This window comes from Microbacterium sp. NPDC055521, assembly GCF_053619695.1.
Genome location: NZ_JBSHJX010000001.1, coordinates 115599 through 135919, shown reverse-complemented (window position 1 = coordinate 135919; position 20321 = coordinate 115599). Strand labels below are relative to the sequence as shown.

Annotated in this window: 15 protein-coding genes; 7 read left to right on the top strand and 8 right to left on the bottom strand. The window is 70.8% G+C overall.

Translation table 11 applies throughout. The features are described 5' to 3' along the window. The first annotated feature begins 3 nt into the window (after positions 1 to 3). The 3 genes from ACWGSM_RS00610 (at position 4) to ACWGSM_RS00600 (ending at position 4727) form a co-directional block, all read left to right on the top strand. On the top strand, positions 4 to 2982 hold the full coding sequence (locus ACWGSM_RS00610) for a bifunctional [glutamine synthetase] adenylyltransferase/[glutamine synthetase]-adenylyl-L-tyrosine phosphorylase (RefSeq protein ID WP_452321064.1): 2979 nt from the start codon (positions 4 to 6) through the stop codon (positions 2980 to 2982). Between the two features lie 26 nt (positions 2983 to 3008). Then, positions 3009 to 3941 (top strand): diacylglycerol/lipid kinase family protein, encoded by a 933-nt coding sequence (locus ACWGSM_RS00605; protein WP_452321063.1) that lies wholly within the window; start codon positions 3009 to 3011, stop codon positions 3939 to 3941. A 63-nt stretch (positions 3942 to 4004) separates the two neighbouring features. Then, complete coding sequence (locus tag ACWGSM_RS00600) at positions 4005 to 4727, top strand: hypothetical protein (protein WP_452321062.1); 723 nt, start codon at positions 4005 to 4007, stop codon at positions 4725 to 4727. Here the strand turns inward: ACWGSM_RS00600 and ACWGSM_RS00595 are convergent. Both ACWGSM_RS00595 and ACWGSM_RS00590 read right to left on the bottom strand, forming a co-directional pair. Further along, complete coding sequence (locus ACWGSM_RS00595; RefSeq protein ID WP_452321061.1) at positions 4634 to 5998, bottom strand: glycosyltransferase; 1365 nt, start codon at positions 5996 to 5998, stop codon at positions 4634 to 4636. The two genes, ACWGSM_RS00600 and ACWGSM_RS00595, sit on opposite strands and share 94 nt — an antisense overlap. Beyond that, positions 5995 to 8148, bottom strand: a complete 2154-nt coding sequence (locus ACWGSM_RS00590) for a glycosyltransferase (protein ID WP_452321060.1) — start codon at positions 8146 to 8148, stop codon at positions 5995 to 5997. The genes ACWGSM_RS00595 and ACWGSM_RS00590 overlap by 4 nt, the downstream gene beginning before the upstream one ends. Before the next feature lie 121 nt (positions 8149 to 8269). On the opposite strand from ACWGSM_RS00590, the gene ACWGSM_RS00585 reads away from it, so the two are divergent. Continuing rightward, positions 8270 to 9508: a polysaccharide pyruvyl transferase family protein gene (locus ACWGSM_RS00585; protein ID WP_452321059.1), complete on the top strand. Its 1239-nt coding sequence runs from the start codon at positions 8270 to 8272 to the stop codon at positions 9506 to 9508. Positions 9509 to 9547: 39 nt separating this feature from the next. Here ACWGSM_RS00585 and glnA read toward each other — a convergent pair whose 3' ends face one another. Beyond that, the gene (gene glnA, locus ACWGSM_RS00580; protein WP_452321058.1) at positions 9548 to 10972 is read right to left on the bottom strand and encodes a type I glutamate--ammonia ligase; all 1425 of its coding nucleotides are present in this window, start codon (positions 10970 to 10972) and stop codon (positions 9548 to 9550) included. A gap of 147 nt (positions 10973 to 11119) precedes the next feature. On the opposite strand from glnA, the gene ACWGSM_RS00575 reads away from it, so the two are divergent. Next, positions 11120 to 11506, top strand: a complete 387-nt coding sequence (locus ACWGSM_RS00575; RefSeq protein WP_452321266.1) for an RDD family protein — start codon at positions 11120 to 11122, stop codon at positions 11504 to 11506. 21 nt (positions 11507 to 11527) lie between these two features. On the opposite strand, the gene ACWGSM_RS00570 is transcribed toward ACWGSM_RS00575, so the two are convergent. Further along, positions 11528 to 12004, bottom strand: coding sequence for an ATP-dependent zinc protease family protein (locus ACWGSM_RS00570; RefSeq protein ID WP_452321057.1), 477 nt, complete (start codon positions 12002 to 12004; stop codon positions 11528 to 11530). Positions 12005 to 12029: 25 nt separating this feature from the next. On the opposite strand from ACWGSM_RS00570, the gene ACWGSM_RS00565 reads away from it, so the two are divergent. Further along, positions 12030 to 13217 (top strand): RimK family alpha-L-glutamate ligase, encoded by a 1188-nt coding sequence (locus ACWGSM_RS00565; protein ID WP_313357453.1) that lies wholly within the window; start codon positions 12030 to 12032, stop codon positions 13215 to 13217. Between the two features lie 101 nt (positions 13218 to 13318). On the opposite strand, the gene ACWGSM_RS00560 is transcribed toward ACWGSM_RS00565, so the two are convergent. Continuing rightward, the gene (locus tag ACWGSM_RS00560; RefSeq protein WP_313357455.1) at positions 13319 to 14029 is read right to left on the bottom strand and encodes a DUF4191 domain-containing protein; all 711 of its coding nucleotides are present in this window, start codon (positions 14027 to 14029) and stop codon (positions 13319 to 13321) included. A gap of 122 nt (positions 14030 to 14151) precedes the next feature. On the opposite strand from ACWGSM_RS00560, the gene ACWGSM_RS00555 reads away from it, so the two are divergent. Beyond that, positions 14152 to 15531 carry a hypothetical protein gene (locus tag ACWGSM_RS00555; RefSeq protein ID WP_452321056.1) on the top strand — a complete coding sequence of 460 codons (1380 nt, stop codon included), beginning with the start codon at positions 14152 to 14154 and terminating at the stop codon, positions 15529 to 15531. Positions 15532 to 15537: 6 nt separating this feature from the next. Here ACWGSM_RS00555 and sucB read toward each other — a convergent pair whose 3' ends face one another. The 3 genes from sucB to ACWGSM_RS00540 all read right to left on the bottom strand — a co-directional run bounded on the left by sucB (position 15538) and on the right by ACWGSM_RS00540 (position 20286). After that, the gene (gene sucB / locus ACWGSM_RS00550) at positions 15538 to 17364 is read right to left on the bottom strand and encodes a 2-oxoglutarate dehydrogenase, E2 component, dihydrolipoamide succinyltransferase (RefSeq protein ID WP_452321055.1); all 1827 of its coding nucleotides are present in this window, start codon (positions 17362 to 17364) and stop codon (positions 15538 to 15540) included. A gap of 73 nt (positions 17365 to 17437) precedes the next feature. Then, on the bottom strand, positions 17438 to 18811 hold the full coding sequence (gene lpdA, locus ACWGSM_RS00545) for a dihydrolipoyl dehydrogenase (protein ID WP_452321054.1): 1374 nt from the start codon (positions 18809 to 18811) through the stop codon (positions 17438 to 17440). After that, positions 18811 to 20286: a leucyl aminopeptidase gene (locus ACWGSM_RS00540; RefSeq protein WP_452321053.1), complete on the bottom strand. Its 1476-nt coding sequence runs from the start codon at positions 20284 to 20286 to the stop codon at positions 18811 to 18813. Before ACWGSM_RS00540 ends, lpdA begins: the two co-directional genes overlap by 1 nt. Between the last annotated feature and the right edge of the window lie 35 nt (positions 20287 to 20321).

The following is a 20321-nucleotide window of genomic DNA, read 5'->3' as shown; positions in this document are numbered from 1 at the left end:
GCGATGGCGCGTCCTGATGCGTCCATTTCGCTGTCCGCCCTGGCACGGCTCGGCTTCGTCGAGCTGACCTCGGCGTCCGCTGATCTCACCGAGCTGTCGGAGCTCACCGGACTCGATCGCGTGCAGCTCGCCGACGGGATGGTCGCGGCCGACCCGGATGCCGCCGTGCGGGGCCTCGTGGGCGTCGCACGCCGCGACGCCGGTCAGGTCACGGCCGTGCTCTCCGATCCCGCAGCGCGGGAAGCGGCGTGGCGGCTGTTCGGCGTGTCCCGCGCGCTCGGCTCGTTCTTCGAGCGGCATCCCTCCCACCTGCGCGCCGACGTGCTGCTGCGGACGGAGCTGCCGGATGCCGCGGAGCTGACCGAGCGGCTGCTCGCGGCCACGGGCGCGGAGGGGGGCTTCGCGCGCGCCGCCGATCCGGTCACCGCGCTGCGCGTCGAGTACCGGTGCGCGCTGAGCGAGATCGCGGCTGCGGACCTGGCGTCGGAGTCGGCGACGGTCGCGATCGCCGGCGTCTCGGCTGCGCTCGCGGATGCCGCAGCGGCGGCGCTGGAGGCAGGACTTGCCATCGCACGTACGGTGGTCGAGCGATCCGGTCGCGCCCGCACCCACGAGGAGATCGCCGCGACGCGGCTTGCGATCATCGGCATGGGCAAGGCGGGTGCCCGCGAGCTGAACTACCTGAGCGACGTCGATGTGATCTTCGTCGCAGGCACGGCCGACGAGAGCGTCGTCAGCGAGGCGAGGGCGATCGACATCGCCACGCGTCTGGCGCGCGAGACCATGACGGCGCTGAGCGGCGTCGAGGTCGAGCCGCCGCTGTGGGAGGTCGACGCCGCCCTCCGTCCGGAGGGGAAGCAGGGCGCGCTGGTGCGCTCTCTGGCATCCCATCTGGCGTACTACGACCGCTGGGCGAAGAGCTGGGAGTTCCAGGCGCTTCTCAAGGCGCGCCCGCTGGCGGGCGACGCCCAGCTCGGCGAGGAGTACATCGCGGCCGTGCAACCGAAGGTGTGGACGAGCGCCGAGAGATCCGACTTCGTCGAGAGCGTGCAGCGCATGCGCGAGCGCGTCACCGACCACATCCCGGCCGACGACGTGCCGTACCAGATCAAGCTCGGCCCCGGCGGCCTGCGCGACATCGAGTTCACCGTGCAGCTGCTGCAGCTCGTGCACGGACTCGGCGACGCCAGCATCCGCACCCGCGGCACGCTGGAGTCGCTCGACGCGCTCGTCGAGGGCGGCTACATCGGCCGGGCGGAGGCGAGCGCCTTTGGCGAGCAGTACCGCATCCTGCGGCTGCTCGAGCACCGGCTGCAGCTGCACGACCTCACCCGCACGCATCTCATGCCGCGCGACGACGAGGGCATGCGGCACCTCGCCCGGGCCACGGCGTTGGCCGACAGCGCCTCCGGCCTGCAGGAGATCTGGGACGAGGTGCGCCTCGCGGTGCGCGATCAGCACGTGCGCCTGTTCTACCGTCCGCTGCTCTCGGCCGTCGCCGCGCTGCCGGCCGAGGAGCGCACGCTCTCGACGGCGCAGGCGGGTTCGCGTCTCGCCGCGATCGGATTCCGTGATCCCGCCGGTGCGCTGCGGCACATCGCCGCGCTCACGTCGGGCCTGAGCCGCAAGGCCACCATCCAGAAGCACCTCATGCCCGTGATGCTGCGCTGGTTCGCCGACGGCACCGACCCCGACTACGGGCTCGTCGCCTTCCGGCGCATCAGCGAGAGGCTCGGCGACACGCACTGGTTCCTGCGGATGCTGCGCGACTCGTCCGGCGCCGCCGAGAGGCTGACGAGACTGCTGTCGGGTTCGCGCTACGTCGGCGAGCTGATGGAGTGGATCCCCGAGTCGGTGGCGTGGCTCGACACGCCGGCTGCGCTGCGTCCGCGCGGCGGGGCGGCCCTCGATGAGGAGGCGCGCGCGATCCAGACCCGGCACGCGACGACGAAGGCCGCGCTGCGAGCTGTGCGGGCGCTGCGGCGGCGTGAGCTGCTGCGCACGGCGATGGGCGCGGTGCTCGAGCAGGTCGGCGTCGACGAGATGGCGAGGGCGCTCACTGAGATCACCGAGGTGACGATCCAGGCCGCACTGCGCGCGGTGCGCCGCGAGGTCGTGCCGCCCGAAGACGACGCGATGGACTTCTCGATCATCGCGATGGGCCGCTTCGGCGGCGCCGAGCTCGGTTTCGGCTCCGACGCCGACGTGCTGTTCATCTATGACGCGAACGGCATCGATCCGCAGCGCGCCCAGCAGCACGCCGCGAAGATCGTCGCCGGCCTGCGCGAGCATCTGGCCGATCAGCGCGTGCCGCTGGAACTCGATGCCGACCTGCGCCCCGAGGGGCGCAACGGTCCGATCGTGCGCACCATCGAGGCGTACACCCAGTACTACCGCCGCTGGTCGCTGTCGTGGGAGGCGCAGGCGCTGCTGCGCGCGCGGGGGATCGCCGGCAGCCTGAAGCTGATCGCGCGGTTCACGGAGCTGGCCGACAGTATCCGCTACCCGCAGAGCGTCTCGCTGCAGGACGTGCGCGAGATCAAGCGCATCAAGGCGCGTGTCGAGGGTGAGCGGCTGCCGCAGGGTGCCGACCCCCGGCGGCACCTCAAGCTCGGGCCGGGCACGCTGAGCGATGTGGAGTGGATGGTGCAGGTGCTGCAGCTGCAGCACGGCCACCGGGTGCCGGACCTGCGCACGACGTCGACCCTGCAGGCGCTCGACGCGGCGGTGCTCGCCGATCTGCTTCCCGCGGACGACGCGGAGCGACTGCGGGAGGCGTGGGTGCTCGCCAGCCGGCTGCGCTCGGCCATGACGCTGCTGACCGGCCAGACGAAGGACGTGCTGCCGGCCGAGATCCGCGAACTGGACGGGGTGGGTCGTCTTCTGGGATATCCTGACCGCGCTGCCACCGTGCTCGAGGAGGACTACCTCCGGGTCACGCGCCGGGCGCGGCGAGTCTTCGAAAAGCAGTTCTACGGCTGACCTTCAGCCGTGTGAAGGGGGAGCAGATGGCGCAGCGCTTCGGGATCATCTGGAATCCGACCAAGATCGAGGGCGATGAGCTTCGGGATGCCGTGACCGCCGCCGTCCCGGCCGACACCGAGCTGATGTGGTGGGAGACCGCCGCCGACGACCCCGGCCGAGCCATGACGACCGAGGCGGTGCGTGCCGGCTGCGACGTCGTCATCGCCGTCGGTGGCGACGGCACGGTGCGCACGGTCGCCGAGATCCTCGCATCGGCCGAGAACGCTCCGGCGCTGGGAATCGTGCCGCAGGGCACCGGAAACCTGCTCGCCCGCAATCTCGGGATCCCGATCGGCAGCATCCCGAACGCGCTGAAGGTCATCGCCGCCGGCAACGAGCGTCGCATCGACATGGGCTGGACGCGCACCGATGATGCGGAGGTCGAGACCGGATTCCTGGTCATGGTCGGTTTCGGTCTCGACGCGCACATGCTCGCCGAAACCGACGACGAGCTGAAGAACAAAGCCGGCTGGCTCGCCTACGTCGCCGCGATGGGACGCGCGGTCACGGCTTCCGAGACCGTCGACTTCCACATCACGCTCGACGACGGCGAGCAGCAGCGGCTCAGCGGGCACACCCTGCTGATCGGCAACTGCGGCGACATCCAGGGCGGGGTGACGCTGCTGCCCGACGCCGTGGTCGATGACGGGCGCCTGGACCTGCTGCTGATCAGCGCCGAAAACGTCACCCAGTGGCTGCAGACCCTGCGCACCGTGGTCTGGGACAACGGCATCCGCCGTCTGCTCGGCGGTGACGACGAGACCGTGAGCATCGATTTCGCGCAGCATCTCACCGGCGAGGCGATCGCCGTCGCCCTGCCGGGCCCGGTGCCCTTCGAGATCGACGGCGAGGAGGCGGGCGACATCTCCAAGCTCGCCGTGCGCGTGCAGCCGGGTGCGCTGCGCGTGCTCTGCTGAGAGGGTCGTCGCGGTGCGGTGCGGGCGCCGGCCTGATCTAAGCTCTGAGGGAAAGGACGGTGCATGACGACCCTCGACTCGCCGCTTCCCCCGGTTCGCATCGTGATCCCCTGGCGTCCCGCGCCCTCCCGCCTTGACGCCTACGAACGCGTGATCGCGTGGTACCGCGAGATGCTGCCGCACGTTCCGCTCGAGACCGTCGACACGGGGGATGTGCCCTTCGTCCTCGCCGCGTGCCGCAACACCGCCATGCGTAACGCCGACGTGGACGAGGTCGTCGTCGTGGGCGATGCGGACACCATCCCGGAGCGCGAGCCGCTGATCGCGGCGATCCGCGCCGCTGCCGACAGCCCGTTCGTCCACCTGCCCTACGACGAGTACCGCTGGCTCGGACGCACCGGCTCGGCCGATCACGCCGCCGGTGTGCCCCTCGCGGACTGCACCGTCGAGCAGTACGTCGACAGCGCCTGCTCGGGCGTGTATGTGGCGACGCCGCGCACCTGGCGAAGCCACGGCGGTCAGGATGAGGGCTTCCGGGGCTGGGGCTTCGAAGACGCCGCGTGGTTCCTCGCGCACTCGACGATCCTCGGCGCACCGCCCGTCCGGCACCCCGGACGCGTGTACGCGCTGCACCATGTCGGCGAGGTGCGCGCGGGCGCCGCGTACGATGCGAACGCCGCGCGCATGCAGCGCTACCGTGCAGCTGCTGGGGACCCGTCGGCGATGGCGCGGCTGGTGGGGGCGGTGGGCGCTGCCGATGTCGCGCTGGCCGAGACCGTCGCGTAGGCGATCGACGGGCCCGGATGCGCCGCCTGTGCGGCAGCCGCGGCACCCAGCAGCGAGCGCCCGTCGAACGCGGGATCGGCGATCTCCCGCAGTGCCGCGGTGAGCTCGTCGATCGATGCCCCGTTCGGATCGAGCGCCCGCCCCGTGCCCGTGCGCTCGATCGCGGCGGCGCCCGCGAACTGGTCTGTCGAGAAGGGCAGCACGAGCAGCGGAACCCCGTGCCCGACGGCCTCGGTGACGGAGTTGTTGCCCCCGTGCGTGACAGCCGCCGCGGCTGACGCGAGCAGCCGCACCTGCGGCAGATACTCCGCGACCAGCCAGTCATCGGGGATTGGGCCGAGTGCAGCGGCATCCGTCGCGCCGGTCGCGATCGCCGCACGCAGGCCCGCCCGGCGCAGCGCCGCGGCCACGCGGGCGAGCACGTCGCCGCGGACCGACAGGAAGCTGCCGAAGCTCACGTACACGTACGGGTCGCCCGTGGCGATCCAGCCCTCCACGCCGGATGCGGAGGCCTCGTCGCGCGGTGTCGAGCCGAGGAAGCGGTGCGGAGGCAGCTCCCGCCCGTCGCCGGCGGCGAGCTCGGCGGGGTAGTTGTACAGCACGGTGTCGCCGTGCAGCGCGAACGCATCGGCGACGGGCCGGGCGCGCGGATCCAGCGCCGCGGCCGCGTCGTTCCACTGGGTGGTGAAGCGCCGCGACACCTCCTCGCACAGCGTGCGCAGGTCGCGCAGCTCCGCAGGGTCGGGGGTGAAGGCCGCGGGCCACGCGGGCGGGCAGCCGTAAACCTCGCCCTCGACCGGCAGCGCGCTCGGGTGGCCGAGCACGACGTCGCCGTACGGGATGCCGTGGGTGTGCAGGGCAAGGCGCGCACTGTAGGCGAGATGGTCGACGAGGATCGCGTCGGGGGAGACCTCGTCGATGACTTGCAGCGTCGCTCGCGCTCGGTCGACCGGCTGCCACATGAGGTCGGTGAGACGCTCACGCGCCTGGTAGGCGAGGGTCGGGATCATGCCGGCGCGCGTCGCGGCGAAGAAGCCCTCGAGCGACGCCGCCTCGTCCGCCTGCTGTTCGGAGCTGCGGATGACTCCCGCGTTCGCACCGCGGCCGAGGGGCAGGTCGACCCGCCGGTAGCCGAAGCCTGCGACGATGCCGTCCGTCGCAGGCCCCGTCGCCACGACCACCTCGTCGCCGGCATCGCGCCACGCCGTGCCGAGAGCGGCCAGCGGCAGCAGGTGCGAGGCGTAATCGGGGCTGATGATCAGCAGGGTCATACCAGCAGCTCCGCCGCGCGCTGCAGCTCGGCTTCGCTGTGCGCGACCGATTCGTACACCGGCGCGAGCTTGGCAGCCATCCCCTGGATCGTGAAGCGCTCGGCCACGAGGTCGCGCGCGCGTGCCGCTGCACCGTCGTCTCCGGCCGCAGCTTGCGTGAGCGCGCGCTCGGTCGTGGTGACGAGCTTCGCCGGGTCTGCGGTCTCGGTGAGGTAGCCTGTCACGCCGTCGTCGACGTAGGTGGCGGGGCCGCCGCTGTCGGGCGCGACCACCAGCAGACCGGTGGCCATCGCCTCGAGGATCGCCAGGCCGAACTCCTCCTTGAGGCTCGCACAAACGTACACGCCGTCGGGCGCGGCGCGGCCGGGGACTCCGAAGCGTGCGGCCGCGAGCCACTCCGCCGCGACGTCATTGGATCGATGGCCGGTCAGCAGCAGTCCGCGCGTCGCGTGCTGAGCGGGAGGGAGGGCTGCCCGGATGCGGTGGAGCTGCTCCTGCTCGTCTGCCGACGGATGCTCGAGGTCGCCGCCGATCACGAGCAGGTTGGCGCGGTCGGAGAGCGGGCTCTCAGCCCACGCGCGCACCAGGGTCGCCATGCCCTTGATGCGATGCATCCGGCCCACCGTGACGAGCAGCGGCAGGCGACGCCGCGCGGCGGGCAGGGCGTCGAGCAGGCCGGCGAGCTCGGCGAGCGCCCCGGTCGGCTCGGCACCGTCGGCGACCTGGCGGGCGCGCGCGACAGCGCGGTCGACCACCGAGAGGTCGACACCCTCGGCGACGACCGTGTGCCGCTCGGGGTGGGAGGACATGTCGATTCCGACGAGCGCGCGCATGTCGCGCTCGAGCTCGGGCCGTGGGAAGAACACCGAGTGCGCGGCGGAGGCGGCGAGACTCTGCACCAGGCGGGTGCGGAACCAGAAGTGCTCGGCGAGGTCGGCGGGCCCGAACGCCTCCCGGGTGAGGGTGCCGGACCGCTCGAGCGACGCGATGACGCTGTGCGGGTCGGGCGCCACGGTGAACACCGTGGGGATCCCGAGTTCACGCGCGACATCCGCAGCTGCGAGGCTGCCGACATCCGCCATCCGCAGATGCAGCACGTCGACGCGACCCGCGGCACGCAGCAGACGCCTGATGCCGCGACGCACGCTCACCCGCAGCGGCCAGGCCGCCGCCGAGCTCACAGGCGGCGAGTTCAGCGGAATATGGCCGTACAGATGGCCGGCACTGCCGCCGGCGACATGCAGCAGGTCGGGGCCGGCCTGAGCCGCCGTGCCCCGCGACAGGGTCAGCACGCGCTGCACGGCGGCGGGCTCGGCCACCAGCGCATCCCCCAGGCGAACGAGCAGCGTGGCGATGCCGCCGTTGTCTCCGGAGCCGGCCGAGGACAGCGTCGGGTCGACGTCGGCGTGCAGGAACAGCTGGGCGACGGTGAGCCCGTCGCGCCCGTCGCCTCCGTCACGAACCGCCGGTGCCGGCTCGGCGTCGATCAGGGCGAGGCGCGCGAGGTCACCGAGTTCGCCGCCCTCGACGACGATTCCTTCGAGCGTCGAGATCGCGGCGGGTTCGCGGCGCTGTCCGAGAGCTGCGACGGCCGCCTCGCGGACGACCGGCGCGGCCGAGACGTCACTCGCCCAGGCCCGCAGCGGCCGCACAGCGAGGGGGTGACGCACCAACCCCATCGTCTCGACGAGTCGAGCGCGGGCATCGGGGGGGAGCGTGCCCGTGCACGCGGTCTCCAGGGCCACCGCGAGCAGCTCGCCCGCGCCGACCGACCACTTCTCCAGGGTGTGCTGGGCGAGCATGCCGGCGAATCCGCCGTCGGCGACGAGGCGCACGAGGCGTCCGACGGCTTCCGGGCGCGCGGGGCGCCGGCCGAGGGCGTCGGCCGCGTGCTCGACGATGTAGGCGCGGGGAGATGACAGCAGGCTCGACAGCAGCCGTCCTGCCTCCTCATCGTTCATCTCCGCAAGCGCGTGCACGGCGGCGATCGCGGCCAGGTCGTCATCGGCCGACAGGGCCGCCGACAGCACGCGCAGCGTGCGCAGGCCGGGGTCGCGGCCCGCCTCGAAGGCCAGGTCGTCTGCGGCGCGCATCGCTTCGACGATCGATGCGGATTCGGTGATGCGGTCCATCGCCGTCTGAATACCCACGCTGCCCTCCCTGCGGGCGCCGACACCGGCACCGACTCGAATGGTACTGCGGCGAGAAGAAGTGAGCCTACGGTTGACAAGGCGCCGATCATCGGCTCCGGATTCTGAGCGAAAGGCAAACGTGAGCGTTCTCACCATCGGCGACATCGGCGTCGTGTCGGGCATGGTCCACATCGGCGATGAGGCGATGTTCGAGGCGGCGCGTGACGAGCTCGCCACTCGCGGTCTCGCGGTCGTGGGCGTCTCGTCGGCGCCCGAGGAGTCCGCCGCCCGCTACGGGGTGCGCAGCGTGCCGCGTCTCGGCTTCGTCGGGCTCGAGCGCGAAGCCGCCGCCCGCCGGTCGGCTCTGCTCGTGGACGCGGCGGCCGGGCGCACCGAGCTCGCCTTCGACGACCCGGCCCGGCCGGTACTGAACGCGCTGGACGAGGCGTCGGGCGTGCTCATCGCGGGCGGTGGCAACCTCGCGTCGCGCTGGCCGGTGCATGTCTACGAGCGCACGACCCTCGCGGCGATGGCGCAGGCCCGCGGTCTGCCGGTCGTGGTGTCGGGGCAGACCTTCGGGCCCGACCTGGAGCCCGCGGATGCCGACCGGGTCGCCGCCATGGCCCGCGCCGCGGCGCTGACCGGCGTGCGCGAGCACGCGTCGGCGCAGCTCGCCCGCGGGTGGGGCGCGCAGGTGCACGCCGGCGTCGACGACGCGTCGTTCCTCGGGGGCGGACCGACAAGCGCAGACGGGCCCTCCGCATCCGACCGCGTGCTCGTCAGCCTGTCGGGCTGGTTCGCCGGTCGCCCCGCAGACGAGGTCGAGCACGGCATCGCGGCGCTGCTCGATCACGCGGCTGACACGGTGGGGTCCGTCGTGTTCCACGCGCACTTCGGACCGGAGGGGGCGGGAGCCGAGCCCGCCGGCGACGCGGCGCTGCACGAGCGGGTGCGCGCCCGGATGCGGCGCCCGAGCGTGGTGCTGCCCAGCGGCGACTCGCCGACTGCCGCGCGGCTCGCCCGCACGTCGCGCCTGCTCGTGACCAGCCGCTACCACCCCGCCGTGTTCGCCGCACCGGCGGGCGTGCCGATCCTCGCGCTGGCCGCCGACGAGTACACGCACATCAAGCTGTCCGGCGCGCTCGGCCACTGGCACCAGGACGGCGTCGTCGACCTCGACGCTCTTGCGGATGCCCCCGCGCGCCTCACCGAGATCGCCGCATCCGCGTCGGCCACGACAAGCGCTGCCGCCGAGCGTCTCGACGGGCACCGCGCGGATGCCGCCGCGTGGTGGGACGCCGTCGCCGACGCGCTGCGCGGACCCACCCCTCTCCCCGCGAGAAACCACTTCCCGCGCGAGACACACGCTCACACGTGATGTCTCAGGCCGGAAGTGGTTTCTCGGAGAGGGTGCCGCTCAGCAGCCGTAGTACAGCTCGAACTCGTACGGGTGCGGGCGCTGCGCCATCGGCAGGATCTCCTTCTCGTACTTGTACGAGATCCAGGTGTCGATGAGCTCCTGCGTGAACACCCCGCCCTCGAGCAGGAAGTCGTGGTCGTTGCGGAGCGCCTCGAGCGAGTCGAGCAGCGAGTTCGGCACCTGCGGGATGTTCGCGGCCTCCTCCGGGGGCAGCTCGTACAGGTCCTTGTCGATCGGCTCCATCGGCTCGATGCGGTTCTTGATGCCGTCGAGGCCGGCCATCAGCTGCGCGGCGAACGCGAGGTACGGGTTCGACGAGGCATCCGGAACGCGGAACTCGATGCGCTTCGCCTTCGGGTTCGAGCCGGTGAGGGGGATGCGGACGGCGGCCGACCGGTTGCCGGCGGAATAGGCCAGGTTCACCGGCGCCTCGAAGTGCTTCACCAGACGGTGGTAGCTGTTCAGGGTCGGGTTCGTGAACGCGAGCACCGCGTGAGCGTGCTTGAGCAGGCCGCCGATGTACCAGCGTGCGATGTCGCTGAGCTGGCCGTACCCGGCCTCGTCGAAGAACAGCGGCTTGCCGTCGAGCCACAGCGACTGGTGCGTGTGCATGCCCGAGCCGTTGTCGCCGAACAGCGGCTTGGGCATGAACGTGACGGTCTTGCCCCACTCCTCGGCGGTGTTCTTGATGATGTACTTGAACTTGAGGATGTCGTCTGCCGCGCTGACCATCGTGTCGAAGCGGTAGTTGATCTCCTGCTGGCCCGCGGTGCCCACCTCGTGGTGCGAGCGCTCGAGGTGGAAGCCCGAGTCGATCAGGCGCAGGGTCATGTCATCGCGGACGTCTGCGGTCTTGTCGACCGGTGCGACGGGGAAGTAGCCGCCCTTGAACGGCGTCTTGTTGCCCAGGTTGCCGCCCTCCTCCTCGCGGCCCGAGTTCCACGCCGCCTCCTCGGAGTCGACCTTGTAGAAGCTCTCACCCGAGGTGACCGAGTAGCGCACGTCGTCGAAGATGTAGAACTCCGCCTCGGGGGCGAAGAACGCGGTGTCGGCGATGCCCGTCGAGGCGAGGTACTTCTCAGCCTTCTTGGCGACCTGACGCGGGTCCTTGCTGTAGATCTCGCCCGTGCGCGGGTTGTAGATGTCGAAGATCATCACCAGGGTCTTCGCCGCACGGAACGGGTCGAGGTAGGCGGTGGTCACGTCGGGGATCAGCTGCATGTCCGACTCGTGGATGCTCGCGAAACCGCGGATCGACGACCCGTCGAAGAGCTGCCCGTCGCGGAAGAAGTCGTCGTCGACCGTCGAGGCGGGGATGTTGAAGTGCTGCTGGACCCCGGGAAGGTCGGTGAATCGGATGTCGAGGAACTTGACGTCGTTCTCCTCGATGTAGCGGATGACCTCAGCGGGCTCTGTGAACATGTACGACTCCTGATCGGGTATCGGTTGCATCAACCTTACGCAGGTTATGCGTACGGAGTTTCTCAGCCGTGTCCGCTGTGTTTCGGGCATGTTACAGCCGCTCGGTAGGCTGGAGGGGTGAGTGACTACCCCGGCGAACGCCTCGGAATGCCCGTCTCCGGACCGGGGAGCATCGCCCGTCCCGGTCGCCGGATCGGCGCCCTGCTGATCGACTACTTCGCCGCGACGATCATCGCGATCGGCTTCCTCGGATACGACCCGCTCGAACTGCCCTCCGAGGCCGGCTGGCGTCAGTTCGCGCCCATGATGGTCTTCGCCGTGCTGCAGATCGTGTTCCTCCCGACCGCGAACGGCAGCCCCGGCCACCGGATGCTGGGCATGCGCGTGCTGCGTCTGGACGGGGCGTGGGTGGGGCTGTGGCGCCCGATCGTGCGGACCCTGCTGCTGGTGTTCGTCATCCCGGCGGTGATCTGGGATGCCGATCAGCGCGGCCTGCACGACAAGATCGCCGGCACGGTGCTGATCCGCGGCTGAGTCCCGGAGCCCTCCGTCGAGTCAGCGCCCGCGGTTGCGGTTGCGCATCTCACGCGGGGCGCGACCGCCGAGGAAAGAGCGTGCCGGGTCGACGAGGAACCCCTGGCGCAGCGCCTCGCGACCGATCAGCATGCGGAAGCCCATCTCGTCCCGGTTGGTGAGCGTGACCTCGGCATCCACCTCCCGGCCGACGAGCCGGACGCGCATCGTCACGACGATGCGATGCTCGGTGTGGCCCGATGAGCTGCGCACGGCTCGCCGGTCGTGCACGCGTGTCTCGTGCACCACGGCGTCGGCGGTGCTGTCCTGCCATGGGTGCACGGCGAAACGCACCCACTCCTCGCCATCGCGCTCGAACTCGGTCACATCGAAGGCGTGCAGCGACGACGTGCGCGCGCCGGTGTCGACCTTGGCCTTGAGCCAGTCGATGCCCAGATCCGGCAGCCCCACCCACTCCCGCCAACCTGTGGACGTGTTTGAATGAGAGGACCGTTTCACCCCTACATCCTGGCAGGAAACCTCTGTGAAGATCGCTGTTCTCTCGCGCGCCCCGCACTCGTACTCGACGCAGCGACTCAGAGCCGCGGCGCAGCAGCGCGGACACGACGTCAAGGTGCTGAACACACTGCGATTCGCGATCGACCTCACCGCCGACGCGCCCGATCTCTTCTTCCGCGGCAAGCAGCTCAGCGAGTACGACGCGATCCTGCCCCGCATCGGCAACTCGATCACGTACTTCGGCACCGCCGTGGTGCGTCAGTTCGAGCAGATGGACGTCTACACGCCGAACACGGCGAACGGCATCTCGAGCGCGCGCGACAAGCTGCGTGCCAACCAGATCCTGTCGCGGCACAACATCGCGATGCCCGCGACGGCGTTCGTGCGCAACCGCGCCGATGTGCGCCCCGCGATCGAGCGGGTCGGCGGCGCGCCCGTCGTCATCAAGCTGCTCGAGGGCACGCAGGGGATCGGCGTGATCCTCGCCCCGCAGGTCAAGGTGGCCGAGGCGATCATCGAGACGCTGCACTCGACCAAGCAGAACGTGCTCATCCAGAAGTTCATCGCCGAGAGCCGTGGCCGTGACATCCGCGCACTCGTGGTCGGCGACCGGGTCGTCGCCGCCATGCGCCGCGTCGCAGACGGCGACGAGTTCCGCTCGAACGTGCACCGCGGCGGCCGGGTGGAGCCGGTCACCCTCGACCCGGTGTACGAGCAGACGGCGGTGCGTTCGGCTCAGATCATGGGCCTGCGCGTCGCGGGAGTGGACATGCTCGAGAGCGACGACGGCCCCCTGGTCATGGAGGTCAACTCGTCGCCCGGGCTGCAGGGCATCGAGACGGCGACGAAGCTCGACGTGGCGGGCGCCATCATCGACTACATCGCGAACCAGGTGGCGTTCCCCGACATCGACGTCCGTCAGCGGCTGAGCGTGTCGACCGGGTACGGCGTGGCCGAGCTGCTCATCCACTCGGGCGCAGGCCAGGTAGGCATGCAGCTGGGCGACCTGGGGCTGTGGGATCGCGACATCACCGTGCTCACGCTGCACCGCGGCGTCAGCGTGATACCCAACCCGCGCAAGCACGTCGTGCTCGAGGCGGAAGACCGCCTGCTGTGCTTCGGCAAGCTCGAGGAGATGCGCTCGATGATCCCCGAGAAGCGCCGCCGCCGTCCGCGCGTGCGCCGGCTGCCGAAGGAGCCGCTGGGCGAGTGATGCGCCGGCGACTCACGGAGTCGCTGAGCCGGTGATGATCAGCAGAACGGCCCCTCTCGATCACGAGAGGGGCCGTTCTGCGGCTGAGGGCTCTGCGCCGGTCAGCGCGGACGCTGCGAGCGCACGCGGGTGGGGTCGATGCCCTTGGGGATGGGCAGCGACGACAGCGACTGCGACACCGACTCGATGCGGCGGATGACTGCGGCCATGGTGGCCTTGTCGATCGCCTTCGGCAGCTTCTTGATGGTCTTCGACAGGTCGGCGATGGCGACGTCGTCATCGCCGTGGCCGACGTAGAGCACCGTGACCGGCACGCCGTGGGCGACGCGCTGCGACTTCTGACGCTCTTCGTTGATGAGGCGGGTGAGACGACCGCGGGCGCCCTCGCCGACGATGACGATGCCGCCGCGACCGACCACGCGGTACACGGCCTCCTGGGTCTTCGGGTTGATGCCGACGGGGGTGTCCGAGGCCGACCACCTGCGACCGAGGCTGGTGCTGAGGACGTGGCCGCTCGCTCCGGGCATCCCGTCGATCTTCGCGTACATCGCCGTCGTCGACAGACGCGTCATGAGGAACATCGCGCCGAGGATTCCGAACATCAGGCCGGTGACGCCCCACAGGATCAGGCCCAGGACGGATGCGCCGCTGATGAGGAAGCCGATGATCAGACCGATCAGCACGCCCGCGATGAGGATGGCGATCTGCGCCCACGGGAGCCAGCCGTACACGTCCCGCGTGAAACGGAACAGGGAACGGATCTGCGAGAAGAAGCCGGGCCGCTTCTCGGTGACGGGAGCACTCTTTGCCATGCGTACAGCCTACCGATTCCGGGCTGATCGTTCTTCCTGCACAACCCGCGAAATCGTCCCGATCATCCCCAGATCCGCTCTTCTCGGCGGCGACGGCCGACGTGGCGCGCTGAGATGGTCGGATGGATGAGACGGCAGCGCTGATGCCGGGCGCGCATCGCGCGATCCGGATGCTGGATGCGCAGGAATCCGCGTACACCGGCGAGCTGATCACCGATGGTGAGCGACGGGGCGTGCGGGTGGACGCGGAGACGGTCGGCGAGCATCTGTGGCTGCTCGCCGATGCGGAGCACGTCGCCGGCGTGCGCGACGTGCTGCGCAGGCCGGACGGTCACGACGCCGTGCTTCCGTGGTGCACGGATCGCGTCGAGGTGTTCCTCGGGCGCCGTGCGGCGGCGGAGAGCGCCTTGTCGGCGGGGGAGACGGTCACGCTGGTCGGCAGTCTGCTGCGCGGCATCGTGGAGATCGGCGAACGGAACATCACCGGTCGATGGTGGCTCACCGACGAGGCGCGTCCGGTGTTCGTCCCCGGCGAGGGCATGGCCTGCACCGAGGCGGCCATCGCACTCATCGCCCGGCTGCGGGAGGGCTGCAGGGATCGCGCCATGAGCAGGCTGCTCGGCGAGATCGGGGCGGCGGCGGGCGATCAGCGCATGGTCCGCCGTGAGATCGAGCGGTGGGAACGCGAGCTGACCGAGCTGGCGGCACCGCGCGCGCTGGTCCGCGAGGCGTTCGCACCCGAGCGGGTGATCGCGATCGACGCGCATGCCGCCCGTCTGCATCAGGATGCCGACCTGCTGGCTGCTGAGCCGCGCCCGCTGCAGCGCCTGCAGGCCCGCCTGCTCGCCGCGGGTGCACCCCTGATAGCGGGTGTGAGCAGCCGTCTCCGGCGGAATCGGGCGGCGGTCGTGCCGGCACGCGGCGCGGCGCAGCCGACCGCTCGCGCCCCGCGTGGCCGCATGCTGATCGTCGGCGGGACGGCAGCCGCGCTCGTCCTGGTCGGCGGCCTGATGTGGCCGACGACGGAGGAGGACTCCGCCGCGACCGAGCAGGCGGGAGAGGCGATCCCGGGGGCATCGCGGACCGCCCCGGACGCCCCGACGGAGCCGCAGGACGGGCATCCGGAGACGACTGATCGCGATCCGTCGTCGCCGACACCGGTTCCCGAAGCCGGTCAGGGGGAGGATGCCGTGGTCGACGGCTCCGCAGAACAGCGCGCCGCGATGCTGCTGGCGATCCTGTGGGAGTGCGCGCGGACGGGTGATGCCGCGTGCCCCGCCGCTGTGGTCGACGGTGCAGCGGCGGCGGTGCAGGAGCGGCTCGCGGGAACGGATGCGAAGCGCACGATCTCGGCGGTGGAGGACTACGGCGATGTGAGCGTGCTGCGCCTCGGGGAGTCGGGCGAGCGCGGCGAGCAGATGCTCGTGCTCGTCAGGCAGGAAGACCAATGGCTGGTCCGCGACGTGTACGACGTCGCGAACCAGCCATCGGGTCAGGGGTGAGCGCGCTCAGATCCCCAGGTTCGCCGCGAACTCCGCCGACTCGAGGCGGGTCTTGATCGCGCCGAGGAAGCGGGCTGCGTCCGCGCCGTCGATCGTGCGGTGGTCGTACGAGATCGCCAGATACACGTACGAGCGGACTGCGATGGCATCCACACCATCGACCGTGACCACGCCGGGGCGCTTGAACACGACGCCGGTGCCGAGGATCGCCGACTGGGGCAGGAACACCAGGGGCGTGTCGAACAGCGCGCCGCGCGAGCCCGTGTTGGTCACCGTGAAGGTGCCGCCGGCGAGCTCGTCGGGCTTCAGCTTGTTGTCGCGGGTGCGAGCCGCCAGGTCGGCGATCTCCTGCGCGAGCTGGGCGATGTTCTTCGTGCCCGCGTCGCGGACGACCGGGGTGAGCAGGCCGCGCTCGGTGTCGACCGCGATCGAGATGTTCTCGCTCGCGGGGTAGACGATCGAGTCGCCGTCGACGGTCGAGTTGATGATCGGGAAGGCCTGCAGCGCCTCGGCGGCGGCGAGCGTGAAGAAAGGCAGGAACGACAGCTTCGCGCCGGTCTTCTGGTTGAACTCGCCCTTCTTCGCGTTGCGGAACGCCGCGAGCTTGGTGACGTCCACCTCGACGAAGGTCGTCAGCTGAGCGGTCTGCTGCATCGAGGCCACGGCCCTCTCGGCGACGACCTTTCGCAGGCGCGACATCTTCTGCGTCGTGCCCCGCAGCGGCGAGACCTCGAGCGCGGGAGCCGACGGAGCTGCGGCCTCAGCGGTCGGTGCCTGCGACTTCGATTCGGCAGCCTTGAGGACGTCCTCCTTGCGGATGCGTCCGCCCACACCGGTTCCGGTGACGGTCGACAGGTCGACGCCCTGCTGGCTGGCCAGGCGGCGCACCAGCGGAGTCACGTAGAGCGAGTCGGAGTCGGCCTGCTGGGCCGGTGCTTCCTGGGCCGGTGCCTGCTTGGCCGGTGCCTGCTGGGCCGGTGCCTGCTGGGCCGGTGCCTGCTTGGCGGGCGCTTCCTGGGCGGGTGCCTGCTGGGCGGGTGCCTGCTGGGCGGGTGCCTGCTGGGCGGGTGCTTCCTGGGCGGGTGCTTCCTGGGCGGGTGCTTCCTGGGCGGGTGCTTCCTGGGCGGGTGCTTCCTGCGCGGGCGCTTCCTGGGCGGGTGCTTCCTGGGCGGCGGGCGCCCCGGAGCCGATGCGGGCGAGAACAGCGCCGACCTCGATGGTCTCGTCCTCGCCGGCCAGGATCTCCTGCAGCGTTCCGGCGACGGGCGACGGGATCTCGGTGTCGACCTTGTCGGTCGAGATCTCGAGCAGCGCCTCATCGACGGCGACGTCGTCGCCGACCTGCTTCAGCCAGCGCGTGACCGTGCCCTCGGTCACGCTCTCGCCGAGCTCCGGCAGAACCACGTCGGTGGCGTCGCCCGACGCTGCCGGCGCGGGCGAGTCGCTCTGCGACGACTCCTGCGCGGCCTCGACCTCGTTCTCGGCCGGGGATGCGGGCGACTGGGCCTGCTGCGCGGGCTGGGACTGCTCCGCGGACTGCGACTGCTCAGCCGGTGCCTCGGCGGCCGGGGCGTCGCCGCCGGATACCGCACCGCTGCCGTCGCCGATGCGCGCGAGCATCGCGCCGACCTCGACGGTCTCATCCTCTGCGACGAGGATCTCCTCGATCACGCCGCTGATGGGGGACGGGATCTCGGTGTCGACCTTGTCGGTCGAGATCTCCAGCAGGCCTTCGTCAGCCTGCACGGTGTCGCCGACCTGCTTCAGCCAGCGAGTGACCGTGCCCTCGGTGACGCTCTCCCCGAGTGCGGGGAGGACCACGGCTGTGCTCATGTCGAGTCTCCTTCGGAAAATTGTGATGCCCCAAGCTTAGTGACCTGGGAGTCTATGGATATCTGGTGCGTTCCTACAGGGCGTGCAGCGGTTTTCCGGCGAGAGCGAGAAAAGCCTCGCCCAGTGCCTCGCTCTGCGTGGGATGCGCGTGGATGAGCGGCGCGATGTCTTCGGGGTGCGCCTCCCAGGCCACGGCGAGCTGCCCCTCGGTGATGAGCTCGCCGACGCGGTCGCCGATCAGGTGCACACCGAGAACCGGCCCGTCCTTACGGCGGACGACCTTCACGAGGCCGCCCGTGCCGATGATCTCGCTCTTGCCGTTGCCGGCGAGGTTGTACTCGTACGAAACCACGCCGTCGGCGCCGTGCGCGGCGACGGCCGCCTCCTCGGTGACGCCGACCGAGGCGACTTCGGGGCTGCTGTACGTCACCCGGGGGATCTGCGACTCGGGAGGAGTCGGCACATCCATCCCCGCGATCCGCTCGGCCACGGCGATGCCCTGCAGGAAGCTGCGGTGCGCGAGCTGCAGACCCGGCACGATGTCGCCGACGGCCCAGACGCCGGGCACGGCCGTGCGCAGCTGCTCGTCGACCGTCACGAATCCGCGCTCGAGACCGACACCGGCCTCCTCGAAGCCGAGGCCGTCGGTCACGGGTCCACGACCGACCGCGACGAGAAGGTAGTCGGCGCTGAAGCTCTTGCCGTCCTCGAGCGTCACGGTCACCTGCGCATCGTCCTGCTCGGCCTTCGCGAAGCGCGTGCCCAGGGAGTACCTGATGCCACGCCGGCGGAACGCGCGCTCGAGTCCCTTGCTCATCGCGATGTCCTCGTTCGGGACGAGGTGCGGCAGCGCCTCGACGATCGTGACCTCTGCACCGAACGACTTCCACACGCTGGCGAACTCGACGCCGATCACTCCGCCACCGAGGATGATCACGCTGTCGGGCACCTCGTCGAGCGCAAGCGCGTGCTCGCTGGTGAGGATGCGTCCGCCGATCTCGAGACCGGGCAGCGAGCGGCTGTACGAGCCGGTGGCGAGGATGACATCCGCGCCCACGTAGCGATCGCCGCCGACCTCGACCGAACGATCGGCGGCCAGGCGACCCTCTCCGTGCACGGTCGTGATGCCCCGCGCCGCGATGAGGCCCTCGAGGCCCTTGAACTTCTTGGCGACGATGCCCTCGCGGTACGCGCGAACCCCTGCCGCGTCGACCGCCTCGAGAGTGGCGCTCACCCCGACGGATGCCGCCGAGCGGACGTGATCGGCGACCTCTGCCGCGTGCAGCAGGGCCTTGGTGGGTATGCACCCCCGGTGCAGGCAGGTGCCTCCGACCTTGTCCTTCTCGATCAGGGCGACCTTCTTGCCGAGCTCGCTGGCGCGCAGTGCGGCCGAGTAGCCGCCGCTGCCGCCGCCGAGGATGACCAGGTCGAACTCGTGCGTGGCCATCAGGACTCCTTGACCGATGCTCGTGCGAATGCGATCAGCGAGCGCACCGCGGCGCCGGTCGGTCCCTTCTCGGTGAATCCGTACGGCGCGCCCTTGTGCTCGCCGGAACCGGCGATGTCGAGGTGCACCCAGGGGATGCGGGGTGCGTCCTCGGCATCCGACGTCCTGCCGACGAAGCGGCGCAGGAACAGTCCGGCGAAGAGCGACCCGCCGGAGCGGTCGGCCATGTTCGCGTTCACCATGTCGGCGATCTGCGAGTCGAGGCTCTCCTCCATGAACTCGGGAAGCGGCAGCGGCCAGGCATCCTCGCCGACCGACTCCGCTGCGGCGAGGTACTCGGCCACCGCGTCGTCGTCGCCCATCACACCCGTGTGGCGCATGCCCAGCGCGACGATGATCGCGCCGGTGAGGGTCGCCACGTCGATGATGACGTCGGGGTTCTCGCGGCTGGCCGCGACGAGACCGTCGGCCATGACCAGGCGGCCCTCGGCGTCGGTGTTCATCACCTCGACGGTCTGGCCGTCGAGCATCCGCAGCACGTCACCGGGTCGGGTCGCGCGGCCCGAGGGCATGTTGTCGGCGATGCACAGGAACGCGGTCACCCGCACCGGAAGGCCCAGCGCGGCGATGGCGCGGATGGCGGCCAGCGAGGTGGCTGCGCCCGCCATGTCGAACTTCATGCCGACCATGCTGGCGGCGGGCTTGAGCGAGAGGCCACCGGTGTCGAACGTGATGCCCTTGCCGACCAGCGCGATGTGACGCGCCGCCTCGGCGGGGGAGTACGACAGACGCACCAGCCGCGGCGGACGATCCGATCCTCGTCCGACGCCGAGGATGCCGCCGTAGCCCTGCTCGTCGAGCTGCTTCTCGTCGAGGACCTCGACGTCGATCGGCAGATCGGCGACCGTCTTCACAGCCTCATCGGCGAGCTGGGCCGGGCTCTGCCACTCCGCCGGCACCGAGACGAGATCCTTGACCAGTGCGACGGCCTCGGCGACGGCGCGAGCGTGCTCGAGCGCACCGTCCCCGATCGATGCGGCGTGCAGCACGATGGTCTCGGCACGAGCGGGCTTCCTCTCGGAGCGGTAGTCGTCGAAGCGGTACCCGCCGAGCAGTGCACCCTCGGCCGCGGCGTCGGCGAACCGGTCGAGGTCGCCGGCGAATCCGACCGACACCGTGGCGAAGCCGGTCAGCGAGCGCAGGGCGGTCGCGACGGCGTCACGCACGGCGGCGGCATCCGGGTCCTTTCCCGCGCTGACGACGGCCAGCGGCAGCGACGTCACGGCAGGCAGGTGCACGCGCTGGTAGGCGGAAGCCGTTCCCTTGTATCCGGTGGCCGCCAGGGTGTCGGCAAGACCCTCGTGTCCGCTCAGCGCGTCGGTCGCGGAGGCGGGATCGGGGATGACGAGCACTGCGGCGTCGGCGGTGCCTCCGGGGAACGGATCGGTCGTGTGGGTGATCACGGGAAGCGTCATGACTCCATCCTAGGGAGGGCCCCTCGCCGAGCCGA